Source organism: Streptomyces sp. VNUA24, assembly GCF_029167005.1.
Classification (GTDB): domain Bacteria; phylum Actinomycetota; class Actinomycetes; order Streptomycetales; family Streptomycetaceae; genus Streptomyces; species Streptomyces scabiei.
In genome coordinates this window covers 7,915,609-7,935,961 of sequence record NZ_CP119143.1, presented here as the reverse complement: position 1 = coordinate 7,935,961, position 20,353 = coordinate 7,915,609, and the positions used below count along the sequence as shown (strand labels likewise).

14 protein-coding genes are annotated in these 20,353 nt (G+C 68.4%); 9 read left to right on the top strand and 5 right to left on the bottom strand.

Annotated elements, in window-relative coordinates; genetic code table 11:
- Positions 1-379 precede the first annotated feature (379 nt).
- The 9 genes from PYR72_RS34000 (at position 380) to PYR72_RS33960 (ending at position 9,192) form a co-directional block, all read left to right on the top strand.
- Positions 380-1,384 (top strand): NAD-dependent epimerase/dehydratase family protein, encoded by a 1,005-nt coding sequence (locus tag PYR72_RS34000; RefSeq protein ID WP_275458842.1) that lies wholly within the window; start codon positions 380-382, stop codon positions 1,382-1,384.
- 17 nt (positions 1,385-1,401) lie between these two features.
- Positions 1,402-2,094 (top strand): phytanoyl-CoA dioxygenase family protein, encoded by a 693-nt coding sequence (locus tag PYR72_RS33995; RefSeq protein ID WP_275458841.1) that lies wholly within the window; start codon positions 1,402-1,404, stop codon positions 2,092-2,094.
- A complete protein-coding gene (locus tag PYR72_RS33990) occupies positions 2,091-3,134 on the top strand; it encodes a glycosyltransferase family 2 protein (RefSeq protein WP_275458840.1) in 1,044 nt (347 codons plus the stop codon). Before PYR72_RS33995 ends, PYR72_RS33990 begins: the two co-directional genes overlap by 4 nt.
- The gene (locus PYR72_RS33985) at positions 3,131-4,186 is read left to right on the top strand and encodes a glycosyltransferase (protein ID WP_275458839.1); all 1,056 of its coding nucleotides are present in this window, start codon (positions 3,131-3,133) and stop codon (positions 4,184-4,186) included. Before PYR72_RS33990 ends, PYR72_RS33985 begins: the two co-directional genes overlap by 4 nt.
- 17 nt (positions 4,187-4,203) lie before the next feature.
- On the top strand, positions 4,204-5,415 hold the full coding sequence (locus PYR72_RS33980) for a polysaccharide pyruvyl transferase family protein (RefSeq protein WP_275458838.1): 1,212 nt from the start codon (positions 4,204-4,206) through the stop codon (positions 5,413-5,415).
- Positions 5,416-5,523: 108 nt separating this feature from the next.
- The gene (locus tag PYR72_RS33975) at positions 5,524-6,546 is read left to right on the top strand and encodes an NAD-dependent epimerase/dehydratase family protein (protein ID WP_275458837.1); all 1,023 of its coding nucleotides are present in this window, start codon (positions 5,524-5,526) and stop codon (positions 6,544-6,546) included.
- On the top strand, positions 6,543-7,298 hold the full coding sequence (locus PYR72_RS33970; protein ID WP_275458836.1) for an HAD family hydrolase: 756 nt from the start codon (positions 6,543-6,545) through the stop codon (positions 7,296-7,298). Before PYR72_RS33975 ends, PYR72_RS33970 begins: the two co-directional genes overlap by 4 nt.
- Positions 7,295-8,194, top strand: coding sequence for a glycosyltransferase family 2 protein (locus PYR72_RS33965; protein WP_275458835.1), 900 nt, complete (start codon positions 7,295-7,297; stop codon positions 8,192-8,194). Before PYR72_RS33970 ends, PYR72_RS33965 begins: the two co-directional genes overlap by 4 nt.
- Positions 8,191-9,192, top strand: a complete 1,002-nt coding sequence (locus tag PYR72_RS33960; RefSeq protein ID WP_275458834.1) for a glycosyltransferase — start codon at positions 8,191-8,193, stop codon at positions 9,190-9,192. Before PYR72_RS33965 ends, PYR72_RS33960 begins: the two co-directional genes overlap by 4 nt.
- A gap of 10 nt (positions 9,193-9,202) precedes the next feature.
- On the opposite strand, the gene PYR72_RS33955 is transcribed toward PYR72_RS33960, so the two are convergent.
- The 5 genes from PYR72_RS33955 to PYR72_RS33935 form a co-directional block, all read right to left on the bottom strand.
- Positions 9,203-10,033 carry an RNA methyltransferase gene (locus tag PYR72_RS33955; RefSeq protein ID WP_239760576.1) on the bottom strand — a complete coding sequence of 277 codons (831 nt, stop codon included), beginning with the start codon at positions 10,031-10,033 and terminating at the stop codon, positions 9,203-9,205.
- Between the two features lie 296 nt (positions 10,034-10,329).
- Positions 10,330-10,896 (bottom strand): ATP-binding protein, encoded by a 567-nt coding sequence (locus PYR72_RS33950; protein ID WP_275458833.1) that lies wholly within the window; start codon positions 10,894-10,896, stop codon positions 10,330-10,332.
- 395 nt (positions 10,897-11,291) lie between these two features.
- Positions 11,292-11,468 carry a hypothetical protein gene (locus tag PYR72_RS33945; RefSeq protein ID WP_275458832.1) on the bottom strand — a complete coding sequence of 59 codons (177 nt, stop codon included), beginning with the start codon at positions 11,466-11,468 and terminating at the stop codon, positions 11,292-11,294.
- 119 nt (positions 11,469-11,587) lie between these two features.
- Positions 11,588-13,741: a UvrD-helicase domain-containing protein gene (locus PYR72_RS33940; protein WP_275458831.1), complete on the bottom strand. Its 2,154-nt coding sequence runs from the start codon at positions 13,739-13,741 to the stop codon at positions 11,588-11,590.
- On the bottom strand, positions 13,741-20,349 hold the full coding sequence (locus tag PYR72_RS33935; RefSeq protein WP_275458830.1) for a DEAD/DEAH box helicase: 6,609 nt from the start codon (positions 20,347-20,349) through the stop codon (positions 13,741-13,743). The genes PYR72_RS33940 and PYR72_RS33935 overlap by 1 nt, the downstream gene beginning before the upstream one ends.
- Between the last annotated feature and the right edge of the window lie 4 nt (positions 20,350-20,353).

Genomic DNA, 20,353 nt, shown 5'->3' with positions numbered 1-20,353 from the left:
GTGGCACGCCGCATCGTCCACCGCTGCTTCAGCGGCTGGCCGGGACCGGATGCCGTCAAGGACGACGGCCTGGTCACAGGCCGAACTCGTCGCCGACGCCGATAGAACCACGGGGGACTCCGGCGCGACGGGGTGAAGCCTGGTAGGCCGATGACGATGTCGTCGTCGAAGTGATTGACCAGGCTGTCGCCGACCCCCGCTGAGGGACACCGGCGAAATCTCCGAGGCCGACCGAAGCCTGCTCCTGGTCGCGCTCACCGGGCACTGCGGCTGCACGCCGGCCCTGCCGAACGCCGCTGAGCTCGTCGCACTTCTCGCCACACGTGCTGTGTGGCACAGCCATGCCAACTTTCGTTCACATTGTGAGGAATGAGGCGCTATGAGTATCTCTTTACGGAGGCACGGCCCGGATTCGAACCGGGCCCCCTTCCGCCGCGTGGTCGTCACCGGCGGCTGTGGGTTCGTCGGTTCACACCTGTGCGATCTGCTGCTCGACAGCGGTGTCGAGGTGGTGTGCGTGGACAACCTCCTTACGGGCACGGAGGACAACGTCGTACACCGTCAGCTGGACGACCGGTTCGAGTTGATGGTCCACGACGTCACCGACCCGATCCCGATACCCGGGGAAGTCGATCTCGTACTCCATCTCGCCTCGCCGGCCTCTCCGCAGGACTACCTGCGTCTGCCGGTCCAGACGCTTCAGGCCGGTTCCCTGGGAACCTTCAGCGCCCTGGAGTTGGCCAGAGAGAAGAAGGCCCGCTTCGTGCTCGCCTCCACCTCCGAGGTGTACGGCGACCCTCTGGAGCACCCTCAGCGGGAGTCCTACTGGGGCAACGTGAACCCGGTGGGGCCACGCAGCGTGTACGACGAGGCCAAGAGGTTCGCGGAGGCGGCGACCACCGCCTACCGCACCGAGCACGGTGTCGACACCGCGATCGTGCGGATCTTCAACACGTTCGGGCCGCGGATGCGCGCGGAGGACGGGCGGGCGGTACCGACCTTCATCCGCCAGGCGCTGGTGGGCGAGCCACTGACCGTCACCGGCGACGGCTCGCAGACGCGGTCCCTTTGCTACGTCGGCGACACGGTCCGGGGCATCCTCGCCGTCGCCGGGGGCAGCCACCCCGGCCCCGTCAACCTGGGCAATCCCACCGAGACCACGGTCTTGGAACTCGCACACCTGGTGCGTGAACTGACTGGCTCCGCCGCGCCTGTCGAGTTCGTCGACCGCCCGGTCGACGACCCGGAGCGCCGCAGACCCGACATCGCCCTCGCCTGGGAGCAGTTCGGCTGGAAGCCGGAGGCCGATCCCCGCAAGGGTCTGAGCACCACCATCGACTGGTTCGCCGCGCAGCTCAACGACACCGCAGTGAGGGAACGATGACGCGACACGCACCACGAATGACGGAATCCGCCGAGGCCCTGTCGCACAGGCAGCAGCTCGGCGACGGGTTCCTCGAGGACTTCCGCGCGGACGGCTACGCGGTCTTATCCCAGAAGATCGCGGGAGAGTCCCTCGAAGCCCTCCGCACGGAGGCTGATGCCCTGATCCGGCGCTTCACCCAGGACGGGTTCCGATCGGACGACTACTGGCACTTCACACCCGCAGGCACAGACGCGCCCGTTCTCTACCGCATCCACAACCTGGAGAACCAGGGCTCCCCGGCGGCAACACGCCTCTACGCCGACGACAGCCCTCTGCACCCGATGGCCGGTGCCATCCTCGGCGGGCCCGTGCGCGCCACCGCCTGCGCCATGATCGTCAAACTGCCGGGAGTGGCCGCCCCGGTGCCCTGGCATCGCGACAGGACCGATGTTGCTCCGCACACCGTGTGCAACCTGAGCGTCTTCCTCGACGACTCCGACGTGGGCAACGGATGCCTTGAGTTCGTGCCGGGCTCCCACCTGACGGCCGACGCAGAAGAGGCCGAGGCGCTCCGGGCGCGGGGCCCGGTCCGCGCTCTCCCGCTCTCGGCCGGTGACGTCGCCGTACACGACGTACGCATCGCCCACGCCTCGCGCCGCAACACCTCTCCGAGGATCCGCCGCAGCATCGTCATCGAGTTCGCCCCCACCGACCGGGAGCTGCCGTGACCATCCCCAACCCCACGGCTGAGAGTCCCAGGGTGCGGGTGGCCACCATCACGGTGGGCACCAACGAGGTCCGCTGGCTGGAGCCTTGCTTCGCCACGCTCCTGGACAGCGACGTCCCCGGGATCGACCTGACGGTCTGGTACGTCGACAACGACTCCCACGACGGCAGCACGGCCTTCGTCCAGGGCCGTTTTCCCGAGGCGCGAGTCATCCAGAACGAGAGCAACGTCGGCTTCGCCCGCGCCAACAACATCGGGATGCGCGCGGCCCTCGCCGAGGGCGCCGACTACGTCTTCCTCGTCAACCCGGACACCAAGACCCCGAAGTCGCTGGTGCGCGACCTGGCCGAGTTCATGGAGACCTGGACCGGCTACGGCGTGGTCGGCCCCATGCAGTACGAGTACGACGAGTCGGGCAGCACCGCTCTGGGTGCGTACAACGACTGGTCGAAGTCCGCTCTGCGCTGGGGCGAGCAGCACGCCTTCGCCGGCGACTGGCCGAACCACCCCTCGCCGGCCAGCCCACCCGAAGGCCGAGCCCCGAACACCCTGGAGCACGCGTACGTCCAGGGCTCCGCCTTCTTCGTACGTGCCGCGCTGCTGCGCACCGTCGGCCTCCTCGACGAGGTCTTCCACACGTACTACGAGGAGACCGACCTGTGCCGCCGCGCCCGCTGGGCCGGATGGCGCGTCGCGCTCCTGCTCGACGTCGGCATACAGCACTTCGGCGGTGGAGGAACCGCGGGCAGCAGCTACCGGCGCGTCCAGATGCGCCGCAACCGCTACTACTACCTCCTCACCGACATCGACTGGCGCCCGCTGCCGATGCTGCGACTGGCGTCCCGGTGGCTGAGGGACGATCTGCGCGGACGTGGCGTGGGCGGGGTGACCACCTGGTGGCGTGGGACAGGGGAGACCGCGAAAGCCGTGTGCTGGCTCGTGCGCCGCGCACCTCTGATCCGGGCCCGGCGACGTGCCCACCGCCGGCTCGGCTCGCCGACGGGCAGCCACGCTCAACCGCAGGCAAGGGGTGTGCGATGACCAGACCCCGGATTCTGTTCGCCGGCGTCTTCCACTGGAACGCGGGCTCCAGCCACATGATCGCCGAGTACGCCCGGGTCGCCTCGGCATCCGGATGCGAGGTCGGCGTCTCAAGCCAACTGTCGCGCCTGGACGGCACGGTGAACGGTCACCTGCCGCTCGTGGACGACATCAGCTGGGCCACCCACCTGGTCCTCGTCTTCGAGAGCAGGCAGTTCCTCTCGACCCGGCAGCGCGAACTCTGCGAGGCCGTGCCGAGGCAGCGGCGCATCATCGTCGATCCCGACGGTCACTGGGGCCCATACGTCACCGCCGGCGCGGACGACAACGCGGGTGCGGACACCACCGAGTCCTGGCACAAGCTGTATGCCGACCTCAGCGATCTGATCCTGCAGCCGCGCTTGAACGAATGCCTTCCCGACGGGGCCGAGTTCTTCAGCTACTTCGGAATGCCGGACATCCACCGGCTCGCCAGCGACCTCCCGCGCCCGGGGGCACTGCCGTACGAGCTGCAGTACGTCGGCGCGAACTGGTGGCGCTGGAGCGAGATGACCAGCCTCATCCGGGCCGCAGCCGCCGCCCAGCCGCCGATCCGACGCATCCGCGTGTGCGGACGCTGGTGGGCCGGCGCCCCGCACCCCGACCACCCGACCGCCACCGCCAACGTGTCCGGCTGGATGCGGGATCACGGTGTCGAGGTGGCGCCACCCGTTCCGTTCGGTCACGTGGTCTCCACCATGTCCCAGGCGGCGATCACGCCGGTGCTGGCTCGTCCGCTGCTCGCGCGGATGGAGCTGCTGACCCCCCGCATGTTCGAAACCCTCGCCTCGGGCAGCATCCCCGCGCTCTGGCCGGACCTGGGCTACCTGTCCGCACTCTACGGCGACGACGTGGAGCTGTTCCTGCTCGGCGACGATCCGGCCGACAGCCTCGCCCGGATGATCCGTGAGCCGATCTGGTACCGCGAGCGGCTGGCGACCATCCAGCGCCGAGTACACGAACGCTTCAACTACCGCACGGTTCTGGCCAAACTCATCCGGTTCACCCGATGATCCCTGAGAGGTCTGCTGTGTCCAACGTCCTGATCACCGGCATCACCAGCTGTGAGAGTCGCGGCGTCGAGGCCCTGGCCCGCTCCGTCATCGAGCAGCTGAACACCGAAGGCCCCGGGGGAGGCGACAACGTCACCGTCCTCACCCAGACCCCGGTGCTCGACGCGGAATCCCTCGCCCCCACCGGCGCCCGTTGCGTGGCCGACCCGTTCGTCGTCTCCCGGTCCTGGCAGCAGATGCGCCCCCAGGAGAGCCCCGCCGAACTGGCCGAACGCCGCGAACAGCTCCTCGCCCAAACCGATCTGGTCATCGCCACCGGGGGCGACCTGCACACCTCGGACTACGGGGTCTCCACGCCGTACCTCCGTGCCCTCACCGCGGCGCAACAGCGGGACATCCCGACGGCCATGATCGGCCAGTCCGTCGGCCCCTTTGACGACCCGGCCGATGCCGAGGCGTGGCTCGCGGTCGCCGCCCGGTGCGCTCTCCTCACCGTCCGGGAGAGCGTCTCCCTCGACTACGTCGTGGGCAAGCTCGGCCTTCCCGAACACCGTGTGCGACTGTCTTCCGACCCCGCCTTCCTTCTGCCAGCCGCTACCGGCGAGCGAATAGCGGCCGTGCTCGGGCCTCTGGGGCTCGCCCCCGAAGACCCCTATCTCTGCCTCGCCCCCAGCCAGGGCATCACCCGCTTCAGCACCCTGGAGGAGTCCCAGCACGCGGCAGCACTGACGCGACTGGCCACCTCCCTCGTCCGCACCCGGAAGATGCCGGTCGTCCTCGTGCCGCACTGCCACGACTCCCGCCCGCACAACGACGACCGGATCCTCGCCGCCCGTATCGCCGAAGCCGCCGGCCTGCCCGAGGTCATGGCGCTGCCGGGCGCGCTGACGGCATCCGACTACAAGGGCGTGCTGTCACAGGCCGAGCTCGTGATCTCCGAGCGCCTGCATGCCGCGATCGGCGCACTGTCCGGCGGCGCCCCCGCGATCGCGATCGGCCACTCACACAAGTTCAACGGGGTGCTCGCCGAAACCTACGGCGGCACGGTCGACGTTGTCCGCATCCACGCGGACGTCCGCGCTTTCGCCCAGGACACCACCGTCATCGACCGGCTCGTCAACGACACCGACGCGACCGCGCTGCGCACCACCCTGCGTCAGCGGCTCCCGCTGATCACGGACCGCGCCCGCAGCGACTTCGCTCAGATCAACAGGCTCCTCGGAGCCTGAACCACCAGTCGCACAGGCGGTCCGCCTGCCCGCACCGCATCGCGCACGACCCGCTGCGGCCCAGTCCAGGGCCGCGGCGGGACCCACTCACGCCAAGGGAGACACGCCATGTCCACACATCTGGTGACCGGCGGCGCCGGCTTCATCGGGTCCCACCTTGCCGCGTCCTTGATCGAGCGCGGCGACGACGTCGTCGTCCTGGACAACCTCGACGGCGGCAAGACCGAGAACGTGCCCGACGGCGCGACCCTCGTCGTCGGCTCGGTCGCCGACCAGGCCACGGTCGCCGAACTCTTCGCCTCGTACCGCTTCGACGGTGTCTACCACCTGGCCGCCTTCGCCGCCGAAGGCATCAGCCACGCCGTCAAGCACCACAACTACTCCGTCAACCTGCTCGGCAGCATCAACCTGATCAACGCCTCGCTGGCCGCCAAGGTCAGGTTCTTCGGCTTCGCCTCGTCGGTCGCCGTGTACGGCCACGGACACGTCCCCATGCGCGAGGACGAACGGCCCGTCCCCGCCGACAGCTACGGCAACGCGAAACTCGCCGTGGAGCGCGAACTCGCCGTCACCATGCAGATGCAGGGCCTGCCGTACTTCGCCCTGCGCATGCACAACGTCTACGGCGAGCGGCAGAACATGGGCGACCCGTACCGCAACGCCGTCGCCATCTTCCTCAACCAGATCATGCGCGGCGAGCCGATCAGCGTGTACGGAGACGGCAGCCAGATCCGCGCCTTCACCTACGCCCCGGACATCGTCGGCACCATCCTCGCCGCAGCCGACCAGCCGGCCGCCTGGGGCCAGGTCTTCAACGTCGGCTCGTCGCATACCAGCACCGTGCTGGACATGGCGCACGCAGTGCGCACCGCCATGGGCGTACCCGACCACCCGATCAAGCACCTGGCGGCCCGCGACGAGGTCCACGCCGCGTACACCGACAACAGCCTCGCCCGTAAAACGTTCGGTGACTGGGCCGACACCCCACTCGCCGAAGGTCTGCGGCGCACCGCGGCCTGGGCCCGTGAACACGGCCCCGTGGAACCCGCAACCTCCCTCAGCATCGAGAACGACACCGCGGACAAGCCCGAGTGGTTCACCTGGGCCGCCGGACGGGCGGCGACGTCATGACGCGTCGCACCCTGGCCGTCGACGTCGGCGGCGTCCTCTACTACGACGAGCCCTTCGACCTCGCCTGGCTCCAAGGCGTCTGGGAGCTCGCGCGCGAGGACGATCCCACCCTCACCATGGACGCCTTCCTCCAGGCCGTGCGCGGCTTCTACCAGGACCGCGCGCCCGGATCACCCCCGCCCAGCCTGTTCCCGCCCAACGGCACGAAGAGTTGGCAGGGTGTCCGCGAGCGCTGGACCTCGCTGGTCCAGCCCGTTCCCGGAGCCGTCGACGCCCTCAGCCACCTCGCCGAGGAGTACGAGGTGTGCATCGTCGCCAACCAGCCCCCGGAATGCCTCGCCGCCCTGCACGTTCTCGGAATCGAGCAGCAACTCCAACTCGTCGCGCTCGACTCCCTCGTCGGCTACGCCAAACCCGACCCCCGCCTCTTCAAGTGGGCCATGGACCGGCTGAGCTGGAAGTCGGAACACACCGTGGTCGTCGGCGACCGGCCCGACCACGACGCCGCTCCGGCACTCGCTCTCGGCTGCTCGGCAGCGATCGTCCACGTCGACAGCGGCTGGAGCGCGCCTGCTGGGGTTGCTCCCGAGATCGTGACCGCATACCGGGAGCTGAAGATCCAACGCGTCCACACAACCGAGGGAAGCACGAGGCACTGGGCCATCGGCTCCCTCGGAGACCTGGCCGATGTGCTGCGGACCATCAGCCACGAAGAGCACAGCCCAAGCCCCCGCCAGGAGGTGCGCCCATGACCCTCGGCGCCGACTTACCTCTCACCATCGTCATCTGCAGCAACCGCCCCGACAGCCTGCCGGAAGCCGTCGCCCGCACGGCCGCGACCACGGGCCCCAGGGACTGCATCCTCGTCATCGCGGACATGCCCGCCCAGCACCTGCCCGCGCTGCCCACAGACGCCTCGCCGCCTCCGTCCCGCATCCGCGTCATCTGCAACGAGGGGAACCAGGGGCTCGCGCGCAGCCGCAACAAGGCCATGAAGGAGGCCACGACGCAGCACGTCGTCTTCCTCGACGACGACATCGTCCCCACCGCCGAGGCACTGACCCGGATACGCGAGGCCCTGACCGCCGGCGCACACGTCACCGGTACGAGGATCACCGCCCACCTTCAAGGGCACCGCCGCCCGTGGTTCCTCACCTCGGGACAACTGCACTACCTCGGCTCCCACGCGCCGGCCCAGCCGGCGTCGATCTGGGGCGGCAGTTTCGCCATCGACGTCGAGCACGCCCGCTTGCTGGGAGTCGCCTTCGACGAGCGCCTCGGCCGGATCGGCGGCTCCCTCATCTCCGCCGAGGACACCACCTTCGTACGGGAGATGACCGCGCGCTGTGCCACCGCGACGATCCTGCACGACGCCGAGGTGCGACACCTGATCCCCGCCCACCGGCTGACCCTGTCCTACCTGCTGCGCCGCGCCTTCTGGCAGGGCCGCAGCGAAGCACGGCGTAACGACGCGCGGCGAGGCATCGCCAAGGAATGGAACCGCAACCGCTCGGGAGACGGCGCCCGTCCGGTGCGGGCCGCCCTCGCCCTGCTCTACACCGCCAGCGTTCTTCTCGGAGTGTGCCGGGAGGCCGTCCCACGGAGCCGGACCAGCGCCGCCGACGCCGAAACCAGGAGCGACCGATGAAGGTAGCCATGGTCATCCCGCCGTACCGCTACGGCGCCGACCCCAGTCAGTGGATCACTGTGCCGCCCCAGGGCTACGGCGGCATCCAGTGGGTCGTCGCCACGCTCATGGACGGACTGCTGGAGGCCGGGTGCGAGATCCTCCTCCTCGGAGCTCCAGGAAGCCCGGTCCAGGACGGCATCACGGTCTCCGACGCAGTGGAGACGGCCGAGATCCACGCCGCCGTCGAAGCCTTCGGCCCGGACATCGTCCACGACCACTCGAACACCGCCGCACTGCCGGCCGACACCCCCAGGCCAACGGTGAGCACACATCACCTCAACGGCGTGCCGGAGCTCCAGACCAACGGCATCTACCTCTCCCGCGCACAACGCACTGCCGCAGGGTCCGTCTCCGCCCCGGTGATCCGGCTACCGGTCAACCCCGCACGCTGTCAGTTCCAGGAGGCGAAGGACGACTATCTCCTCTTCCTCGGCCGGGTCTCCGCGCACAAGGGCGTGCGCGAGGCAGCGGCGTTCGCGCACGCCGCCGGCGTGCCGCTGACGGTCGCCGGACCGGCATGGGAGAAGGACTACCTGGACGCGGTGCTGGCCGACTTCCCGCACACCATCCGCTATGTGGGCGAGGTCGGCGGCAGCGCCCGTACCCGACTGATCGCACGCGCCCGAGCGCAGCTCGTGCTGTCCCAGCCGTGGGGAGGACCGTTCGGCGGACGATGGATCGAGCCCGGCGCCACCGTGGTCTCGGAGGCCGCCGCCAGCGGCACCCCGGTGATCGCCACGGACAACGGATGCCTGCCAGAGATCGTCCCCGGCGTCGGTACGGTGCTGCCGACCGGGCGGGAGATCACACCCGGCGACGCGAAGGCGGTGCTGGCCTCCCTTCCCACGGCCCAGGCCGTGCGCGAAACAGCGGTGGACCGATGGGGCCACCACACCATCGCCCGCCAGTACCTGGCGGTCTACAAGAGAGCGGTCAGCGGCGAGGTCTGGACGTGACCTCGGAAGGTCACGCCGTGCGCTGCTTCGCCAGACGCTGACGGCGCGCTTCGTAGAGAACGACGGAGGCGGCGTTCGACGCGTTCAGGGAGCTGGCCGAGCCTGTCATCGGAATGCTGATCACGTGGTCGCAGCTCTCTCGCCAGGCCGCGCTGAGGCCCGCGGTCTCGTTGCCGATGAGCAGCAGGACCGGTTGGGTCAGATCGAATTCCGAGACCTCGGCATCGCCGTCCTCGTCCGTGCCGACGACGGCGACCGGCCGCCCCTGAGCGCGCTCCTTCTCCAGCCACTCCATGACCTCGTGGTGCGACTGGCTCCGCACCACGGGCACGGCGAAGAACGATCCCGTGGAGGCACGGACCGACTTGGGGTCGTACGGGTCCGCGGCGTGCCCCGTCACGATGAGCCCGCTCGCGCCGAAGGCATCGGCTGACCGCACGATGCTTCCGATGTTGCCGGGCTGCGTCGGCCGGTCGAAGACCAGACCGAGGAAGTCGTCGCGAACCTTGATCCGCGACAGGCTGTCCGGCGCCATCTCGACCACCGCCAGGACCTCCGCAGCCCCGTCGGCCTTCTCGCTGAGCTCGGCGAGCAACTGCGGCGCCATCGCGACGCGCTCGGCGCCGACACCGCGCAGTAGATCCTCGGCCCATCGGGAGAGCGGGCGGCTGGCGTCGTAGAGCAGGGACCGAACGGTCCAGCCGTGCTCCACGGCCATCGTGATCGGCCGCACGCCCTGAACGAGGAACTCCTTGGCACGCCCTCGCTTGGTGCGGTTGTTGAGCAGCGTCTGCAGCTGCTGGAAACGGGCATTGCGGGTCGTGATCCGCTGCACTGCCACCCGTCCTCCAAGCCAAAGATGATCATTGCGAACCCAGTCGTCCCAGGAGGAACACACACCGGGCACCCAGCAGGTTACACGGGCTGGATCGTGACCGTACGTGTCCGCCCGTTAGGCAGCTGCTTCGGCCTCGGGCGGCAGCGCACACGAGATCGCCTTCTTGGTAACGGCTACGGCCTCGCCAGGTATGGACAGCTGATTTCCACCCACTCCGCCACTTGGTGACGGCGAGGCGCGCTCAGCCTGCATCAGGATCGGAGCGGGCCGCAGCGGGCCGGCCGTTTCAGATCACAGCGTCAGGCAACGTGATGCCGCTTCTCAACACTTGCTGTGCCGAACGACGACCGCGAGTCGGCTGACGAGCTGCTGCGGGCATGACGCTCAGTCCGTCGCACGACAGCGTCACTCGTGTGCAGCGAAGGCGGCCTATCCGTACTGCCACTCCTCGCGCTCTCGGCCGAAGGCTCCGGTGCGATCTCAAACCATGTCGTCTTGCCCGTCGCTTCCGGTCGCGTCCCCCAGGCGTCAGCCAAGGCGTTCACAAGCAGCAGGCCCCGACCACTCTCATCGTCCGGCCCAGCTTCAACGACACTCGGCAAACAGGGCTCAGCATCCGTGACTTCGACACGGAGCCGCTCATCAGTCCGCGTCACAGCGACGTCGCACGGAGACTCCGAGTGCAGGACTGCGTTGGCGATCACCTCGCTCGCCAGCAGCTCGACGTTCGCCAGCGTCTGATCCGACAGGTGAAGGCCCAAGGCCTGGGACAATGCGACGACTTGGCGGCGTGCCACGGGAACAGCGTCGACAGCCACCGCAACCGTGAATCCGTACTTCGTACGTTCGGGATCGCGACGCGCCATGACGACAACCTCACCTTGGTAGCGGCCTTAGTAAACAGAAGCCTTCCAGCCGTCGAGAGTTGTGTGAGGACAGTCTGTCCGTAGCCTGCCATGCAAGATGCCTTGACGCTTCGGCGAATTGTGATACCGCACCCGCCTCCATCGAGTGGCTAGGCAATACCCGTCGAGTGAACCGTACCCCGTCACACCTCTTATCAGACCGCTTCCTTGGCGATCGCTAATCGCTCGGCCCCCGATGCTCCCAAGGCCTCTTGAGACGACTGCGGAGATGGTCGTCACCGTCGCCGACGCCCAATTAGCGGGTCGAGGAAACACAGACGGAAGGGGAAGCGCAATGGGCGCGCCCCCTTCCAGAGCCTTCCGCCGGGGCGCCCGGCGATTCAGCGCCCTTGGGTCTAGGAATTCTGTCGTGTCCCCGGCGTGAACCCCGGTTCGGTCAGCAGTGAGATTTCATGCCCTCCATCACCCGACACCAGCGAGTCGCTCTCCCAGTGCAACTCAACGTCGCCCAGGCCCTTGTTCCGGATGAGCCAGTCGTAGTTCCTCAGCGCGGTGATCGTCTCGTCGGTCATAAGACCGAGGCTACTGAACTGGGCATTCATCCGCTGGCGTTCACCTGGAACGGGCCCCGGCACCGCTGGAAGAGGTCGACCCCGATCGGGTGATCTCGAGACCACCCACCGGGTCGCTCTCACGCGGCACCAGAAGACTTCAGGAACTGACTGACCTCCCCGGACCAAGTGATCGACAGCTGCTCGCGGGCTCGGGTCGCGGAGACGAAGAGCAGTGACTGCTCGCGGCGCAGGTCTGCGGCGTACTGAAGTCGGTCTTCGGCCTCCGGCGTGAGTGCGGTGGGCAACGGCATGTGCTGGGCGCCGGCTCCGACGATGGCGACGACTCGGTATTCGAGTCCCTTGATCCGGTGCATGGTCATGACCTGCACGCCCTCGTCGGGATCGGGGACACGGGAGTCCTCGACCTTCACGGCGTCGAGTTTGACGTCGCGCAGGGCTTGGAGGGCCGCGTCTGCCAGCGCGTGGGTCCGGGCCACGACCGCGATCTCGTGGAGCTTGATGCGCTCCCGTTGCCACCCGTCGACGCGCTGCGCCAGCGCGGTCATCTCCTCGGCCGCGGTGCGGTAGCCCTGAGTCTCGGGGCTGGCCCCCGACAGAACGGAGCGGTAGCCGCGCAGATTCTCCCTGTTCCCGTCGAGGTCGTCGAACTCGACCTTCCCGAGCAGGTTCAGGGAAGCCACGAGGATCTGCCGGGTGGTCCGATAGTTGAGGGTCAGCCGCTTGGAACGACCGCGGATGTTGATGCCGTGGGCGCTGAGGGACGTACGGTTGTCGTAGATCCTCTGGTGCGCGTCACCGACGATGAACAGATCGTCGTTGTCTTCGGGGACCAGGGCACGCAGCAACTTCCAGTGAGCGGCATGCAGATCCTGTGCCTCGTCCACGACAATGTGCCGGTACGGCCGCTCCTCGTCGGACCAGCCGGAGGCGATCCGGGCCGCCTGGGCGGCGAGCTGGATGACTCCCGCAGCCTTCTCGCGGTCGAGTCTGCGCTCGAACTCCTCGATGAGGGACCAGACTTGGGCGCGCTCAGGACGGTTGAGGCGTCGGCCACGGCCCGCGCGCTTGGCGACGAAGTACTCATCGCGGCTGCGGATGTCCTGGGCGAGGACGACCTGCTTCCACTCGGCGTCGAGGAAGCGACCGTCGAAGTGGTGTCCGGGCTGTTCCTGAGCGAGTTCGATCCAGCGGTTCAGTATCTCGCTGTCCTTGAGCCTGCTCGGCGCCTCCGGTCCGAAGGTCTCCTTCACGGTGCCGTAGGCGACCTTGTCGATGTTGCGGACGTCGACCTTGGCCAGCAGCTGGGCGCCGCCGAGCTCCTTGAGCTGGGACTTGAGCAGGTTGGCGAGGTTGGTGGTGAAGGTGGTCAGCAAGATGGCCTGGCCGGGCGGCAGGCGATCGGCGAGGGCCTTGACGCGGTGCAGGGCCACCACGGTTTTCCCGGTGCCGGGGCCTCCGGTGACGCGTGCGGGGCCCCTGTACGGGGTCTTCCGCTCGGCCAGGGCGCGCTGAGCGGGGTGGAGGAAGATCCGCCAGGCGGAGAGCGGTTCGGTCAGGATGCGTCCGAACTCGGCGATATCGCCCGTGACCACGAAGGCTTCCTTGGTGGCGGGACGCTCGATGGCAGCTTCGTAATCCTCAGTGTCGATCTCGTCCTCGGTGGCCGCGAGGGAGCTGACCTGCGCCCAGACGTCCTCGACGGACATGCCGTCGGCAAGGCACAGGATGACGTCGCGGGCCAGTTTCGGGAGTGTCTCGACGATTCCCAGGACGGCATCCTCGCTGTGGATCTCGCGGAGCGCCGGGACGATGGAGGAGTGGACGCCGAGGCGTTCGAAGTCGGCGTCCGAGACGCCAGCGAAGAGCGATGGCTTCTTCGTGTCCGCCGTGCCGGCCGCGTTCTTCGGCTGCCCGCTCAACGTGCCGTACAGGCTGCCCAGGTTGATCAGTTCGATGCCGCCGGTGACCTTGTTGATGTCGAAGAGGATGTTCGCGGCGAAGTCGTAAGCATCGTCGTGCGGCAGGACGGCGACCAGGTAGTAGACGCGGTCGGCGTAGTGCATGAGCACGGCGCGGTAGTTGTCGGTGACGCGAGCGGTGCGGACCCTCTTGTCCTTGGCGCCCTTCGGGGGCTTGAGATTGAGGCCGTTGGAGTCCGGGTCGCGCTGCATCTTCATGATGAACTGCAGCACCAGCGGTTGGACGGAGCCGTCCAGCGCGTCATAGGACTTTCCGAAGACGTCCGCCATGATCACCTTGGCGCCGGACATCAGTTCCCCTCCAACTTCTTGATGAGTTCAGGCACGTTCACCGTGTCGGCCTGGGCCACGTACCAGCCCTCACGCTCGAATGCGGCGTCTCGTTCCTCGTCGGCGTCGATGAAGATCGCCACCTTCTCGTCTTCCCAGGCCAGTTCGGCCAGCAACGCCTGGTCTCCGTACTCGAAGCCGACCTCGGGCACGTCGATGCGGCCCCCGCGGGCTTCCTCGACGAGTGCGAGCAGTACGTCCTCGACCTTGCTCGAAGCCCATTCGAGGGCCTCGCCCCACCTGGGCGGTAGCGGTTGCGGGGCCCCGCCCTCCGTGGGCAGCGCGCTGGTCAGCAGGGCCACGGTGTGCGGATCCACCTGATCGCTGGTGGAGACCGCGACCTGGTGGAAAGAGCAGGGCAGTTCGTCGCTGGCGCTGAACTGGAGGAACTGCAGGAGGTTGGACCAGCGCAGCCAGTCCGCCCAGCGGTTCCTGTGGTCCTCATCCGCGACGGCGTCCGTGCGGTCGTCGAGCACGGCCAGAACGGACCAGGCCCGCATGCCCGGCTGCCCGGTTCGCGGCTCGGGTCGGCGGTCCAGCAGGCCGGTGATCCGCGCCTGCCCAGGGGTGCGGGCGTCGAAGGCGACCGCCTCGGTGGCCTGAGGTGCTGCGGGCAGGGCTGCGCCGCGCAGAATGTCGGGGAGGGCTCGTCCGATCTCCTCGCGATCCACGGGCTGCGGACGTGCCATCGCTCCGAAGCCGCCGAGCAGGCCGGCTGCCCGCCGCGCCCATTTGGCCCGGTCGGGGTCGGCGAGGAACTCCAGCAGGGTCTCCACCGGATTGCGCAGGACGGGGTCGAGGGTGTCGTCGGGCCGGGCCTCGCAGACCAGGCTCTGGTGTATCTGCCGGGCGAGCCCCAACGCCCCCTCCGAGTGCAGGAATGGCGCGGATGTGCGGACCTTCTGTCCCTGAACCGCACATCCGACCGCCGTTGCCCATGCTTTGACGTCGTCCCAGGTCAGCTGCCAGACCAGGATGCCTTCGGCTCTCAGGGCCGCCCGCTTGGCCGCGTCGTCGGCGATGCGGTTGACACGTTCGCTGGCGTGGAAGGCGAAACCGTCGAGGAAGACAGCGACGCGCTCGGTGGGGCCGTCGGTGCGTTCCAGGAGGAAGTCGGGTTCACTGGGCACGGCGGTGCTAATCCGCACGTGGTCCTGCATGCGCCAGCGCGTCGAGGTGCTGTCGCAGGTGAAGCGCAGTTCGTGCTCGATGCCGCGCTGGCCGGCCTTGGCGGTGACCGATCCGTCCTCCTCTTCGCGGCGGCCCCAGGTCACCAGTGTGCGAACGAACCGGTCCTCCAACTCGCTCTCGACGAGCTGATCGATGCGGACACCGGAGAGCGTGTCGACCTTCTCGACGTCCCAGTCCTTGAGGATCTCGTCCAGGAGTTCCTTCGCGATGCGCAGCGAGACGTGCGGAAGCTCGCTGCTGGTGACGTGGGGCAGCAGACAGCGGTGGCAGGGGGTGCGCTGGTCCTCCTTTTGGCAGGGGCACTCCCGAAGGGCCGTTTGAGCGAGACTCAAGACGCGGTGCAGCACCTCGGCGTCCGCGAGGTGTTCGAGGTATCCGGTGCCGCCCGGCATGGAGTCGTGCAGGACAAGGAAGCGCCTGCGCAGTTCCTGGCTGTCGCCGGGCATGCTGTCGGTGACCACGCGGATGTGGTCGGGGGCTCCACCGAAGTGCTTGGTGATGCCCAGGAGCAGGGCAGCCTTGAAGGAGACGAGGCGCTCGGCGAGATCCATCGTGGAGACGGGCAGCAGGATGCGCAGGGCCTGTGTGGTGAGCTCATGAGCCAGGAGCAGCTTCTCCGTCGGCTCGTGGATCACGCCGTCGTCGCGGTGGGAGCACCAGTAGGCGTGGCGGGTGCCGACGCGTTGAGCCGAGGGGTCCCATGCCTGCGGGTGCACGCCGCGGACCGCCCCGCACTCCAGGCAGGTGTCGAAACCGGGAGCCTGGATCTCGTCGCCGCGGATCACATGGGTCGAGCCGGGAGCGGACGACGCCCCCAGGTTGATGGTGCGAATGGTGGCCACCCGAGCGAACTCGACCCCGAAGGGCGGAACCTTCTCCTCCTCCTTCTTGCTGATGCGGCGCCAGGCCCGCAGCCCCTGCGGCTGGTCCTTGTCGATGTCGACCAAGGCGATCACATCGAACTGCCTCCGCTCCCTCTCGTCCCTCTCGTCGGTCAGACGCGCGTCCTCGCGCCGCTCACGTGCCACCACCCGCTCGGGCACCAGCACCTTGTGGACGGCTCCCGGGTCCGCGATCTGCGGGGCTTTGCACCGTGGGCAGGCGGTGATGTCGAGACCGGTCTCCTCGGTGGCCACGAATCCGCACTCGGGGCAGAACCTCCACAGGGCGTACGGGTCCTCGCCGCCGCCGACGCCGGTGCCGAGGTCCACGCCGTTGACGATGAACTTGTAGCCGTCGGTGTGGAAGATGTTGCCGGGCGCCAGTTCGGTCAGCGCGAGGCGTGAGCCGCGCCCGTAGTCGGTAGCGCTCTCGTCGAACTCACCGTCGCTGTTGCGCCACCACAAGGTGGCGTCCAGCACGGTCGCGTCGTCGTGGAGGGTGTAGTTGGGCAGGAGGCCCAGCCGCACCAGGGCGTTGATCGAGTTCTCCGAGACGAGGTCGTCCCGGCGTTTGCGGACGGTGCGCTGTTCGGCGAAGAGCTGACGCCGCTGCTTGTCTCGTTCCGGGTCTCCCGAGACGGACGCCAGGGCGTCGAAGGTCCTGCCGATCTGCCGCATCCTCGCGCGTAGCGCCGCTACTCGCTTGTTCCATGCGCTCGCCGCGGCCCCGACTGTCTCCTCCAGCTCCTGTTCAGCGAATGCCTGCACGCCCTGACGGGCTTCCTCGCTCATCGCGGGGAAGAGTTTGATGAACGCGGAGGACAACTGGGCGTGGCGGGAGGTCGCGACGTCGAGGAAGCGGCGGAGCCATCCGTCCTCGGCCAGCCCCGGCCCGAAGAGCTCGCCGATACGCGGTGGCATGGGGCGCTCGGGAATCGCCGTGCCTTCCCACAGGGTGCGATCGGCGGCGCGGTCGAAGAGGAAGGCCAGGTACTGGCGGCGCAGGATCTCGGAGGCGTCCAGGTAACAGTCCGGCGGAATGATCCGGCCGGCCAGCATGTGCTCCGGAGCGTGCAGGTAGTAGTGATTACGGTTGCCTCGCGGGACGAAGGTCACTGCCAGGGAGTTGCCCGTACTGCGTCCCGCTCGGCCGATCCGCTGCGCGTAGTTGGCAGGCCCGGGCGGCATCGAGGCCAGCACCACGGCCGACAGGTCGCCGATGTCGATGCCGAGTTCGAGAGTGGGCGTGCAGGTGAGCACGTTCGGGTCGAACGCCGAGGTCCGGTTCTTGAAGGCGGCCTCGACCTGCTCGCGCCGTTCTCGGCTCAGCGCGCCTGTGTGTTCGGCGGTCAGCACATCGCCTGGCCGGTCGACGGTGTACAAGTGCCGGTAGTAGTCGTCCGTGTAGTCGCGGTCGTCCTCGACGAAACGGCCCGAGCAGCGGAACCGCAGGCACGCGGTGCCCAGCCATTGCTCACGCCGTCCGGGCGGCACGGTCTGCCGCCAGGTGCAGGTGTTGCAGCGCACACCGCAGGCGTTGGCGCCGTTCTCGTCGGGTGAGGCGTCGTCGTCGATGCGGTAGACGAGGACGTTGCGGGGCTTGAGGCCGTAGACGAGCGCACCGCCCTCGGCGTGATAGGTGGCGAGTATGTCGTGCTGGGCAAGCAGCTTCATGGCCAGCTCAGTCACCGCGCGCGCCTCGCGCCGGTCGCAGCCGAGTGTGCGGTGGCCCCAGTCCGCGAACCAGGTGTTGTCCCGGGTGAGGGAGTCGAAGCCGGTGGTGCGGATGCCGCCGGACATAGGGAACGCTGGTGCGGCGAGGCCGCGTGGGAAGGCCGGCATGCCAGTGGGCCGACCGCCCCAGATCGGCCAGCGCCGCGCTCCGGCCTGGCGGATGTACTCCTGCAGCCAGGGGTGGAACAGCGCTCCGCGCAATCGCAGCCGTTCGGCCAGGCCCCGCAGGAAGACCTCGTACGCCGTGTCTTCGGTCGGCAAGGAGATTTGTCCGGGGAGACGCTGATGCCGGTCCCTCAGCTCCGCACACAGCTGCGGCAGTTCCTTGAGCTCGACCTCGACAGCCGCCGTACGGGTCAACTCCAAGGTGCGGCCCAGACGGGAGCGCAGGCCGAACTCCAGCAGGGTCTGGAAGACGAGGCGGCTGTGGAGCATCTCCGCGCCGGCGTCGTTGAAGCCGTTCGACTCATCCAGCAGGGTCTGGATGTCGGGGTTCTCTCGCAGGTCGGGGGGAACGATCGAGGCGAGTTCCTCGCGCTTTCCACCACCGGCGGCCATGACAACGGCCTCTGCCGCATCGGCCGCGAGATGATGCACCGCGATCGGCTGTCCAGGAGTGAGGTGCTTGGCGAGGAGACCTCGAAGGGTGAAGCCGAAGCTGCGATTGGCGATGAACGCGGCCCTGTGGGTGGCATCCTGCACCGCGTCCGTGAACACCAACAGCTTCCGCTCGCTCTTCGCGAGTCCTCGCTCCGAGAACATCTGCGTGGTCGCCACTGATGCGAGGGTGGCCGTGCCGGCGCCGAGGAAACGCATGCCGTCGCCCAGCCCGCATGAGGGGCACTCGTCATCGCTGTCGGCGGGCAGCGGCCCCTGCGGGGTGACGACCGCGACGGTGTCCCGCGCCGGGTTGGTCGACAACCGTTCGTTCTCCGCGTGCAGGTGCAGCACCGGGTACTCGTCCGGCCGGGCCCGCAGCATCCAGCGCACGGGCCGCCTCTTCTGCGCGGCGGCCTTGTAGATCTCCAGCGTGTTCGTCTTGAGCTGCTGCCACTCCAGTTCGGTGGACAGCGCGGCCCAGCCCGACCGCCCGCAGTGACGGCAGTAGACCGCCGGAAGGTGACGCCGGTACGGCGGCCCCACGGGGCGACGCGACGCGTCCTCCCGATCGCCGATTTCACCGGCGCTGTCGACCTCCGTCGGCTGGTAGATGGCGAGGTTGGCCGGGTTCGGGCGTGAGTCACCCGTCGGGCCGTCGTCGTCGTACCAGCGGAAGTGCGGCTCGGCGGTCGCCGCCCGAATGACGCGCCGCACCTCGCGCACCCACAGCTGCGCCTCAACGCGCAGGAATGGACCGGGCTTTCCCGTGACGGGATGCGGAGTGCGAGCGTGCGAGATTAGCGCGAGGATCCGCGCGAAGGCGAGTTCCAGAACGCCCGGGTCGCTTCGGGCCGCTTCGTCCCACACTGGACCGCCCCCGCGCTGCGCGAACTCCCGAGCAATCTCCGGCACGGTCACCGGTGTGTTGCCGGCAACGTCGAGAATCGCCTTGACCAGGATGTGGTGCTTCAGCTTGTCCCCGACCTGCAGAGGATCGGTGATCGGCTCGCCGAGCATGAGCCGCGCGAGCTCCACGAGAGCGGAATCATCGTCCAGCGGATCAGGCAACGCGGCCAAGGCGTCGGGAGCCGGGCTGGGAAGCAGGAAGTCCGGTTCATCCACCACTTCCTTGGGCAGCAGCCGGTCCTCACCGACGAGCGCGGCATCCGGGAAGGGTGTGCCGAAGACCTTCTCCGCGAACTCCAGCAGCAGTTCACGGTCCGACCGCTCGGGTCCCTCCGCGACCGGCCCGTCGGGCACGCTCCCGCCCAGCGTCGCCGACGTCGCCACCGGCGTGATGTCACCGAGCGGACGCCCCTCACGCGCCGCCCCGGTCGCCGCCCCGAGGCGGCGCAGCAGCATGGCCACGTCGGTGCCCTGGGCACCGTCGTAGGTATGGAACTCATCGAGGACGACGTACGCCAAGGAATCGGACTGCCACAGCGGAACATCCGGAATCCGCTGCAGCAGCAGGTCCAGCATCTTGTAGTTCGTGAGCAGGATGTCCGGTGGGTCGGCCCGGATTGCGTCGCGGTCGGTGATCAGCTTCTTGACCGTCGGGTCCCCGGCCAGGGACGTCGATCCGGTGTCACGGCCGTACGAGCCGGGCTTGTCCTCGTCTTCATCCGAGGCCGATCGGGCCCCGGAGGCACCGCCGATGTAGATGCCGGCCGTGACATCCTTCAGGTCTTCCTCGGTGGTGAGGAAGTCGTCGATACGACGTGCCTGGTCGTCGGCCAGGGCGTTCATCGGGTACAGCAGCAGGGCTTTCACGCCCCGCTGTCCTGCGGCCCGAGCCCGCGCGCAGTGGTCCAGGATCGGCACCAGGAACGACTCGGTCTTACCCGACCCGGTACCCGTGGTGACGATGGTGGGCTCCGGGTGCCTCCCTCCCTTCGACGACAGCCGTTGCCAGGCAGCAGCCTGGTGGGTGTAGGGCGTGAACTCGTCCGGGTGCCAGTCGAGTGCCGCCTTCCAGCCCTTCTTGGCCTCGCGGAACGGCGTCCGGACACGTAGATAAGGCCCACGGAACAGCCGGCTCTCCGGGCGCTCCAGGAATGCGTCAAGCTCCTCGCGCACGTCGTCGTCAGCGAGGGCGAAGCTCGTCGTCAGGTAAGTGGCCAGGGCTCGACGCAGGTCCTCGGCAACCAGAGAGGGCAGCATGACG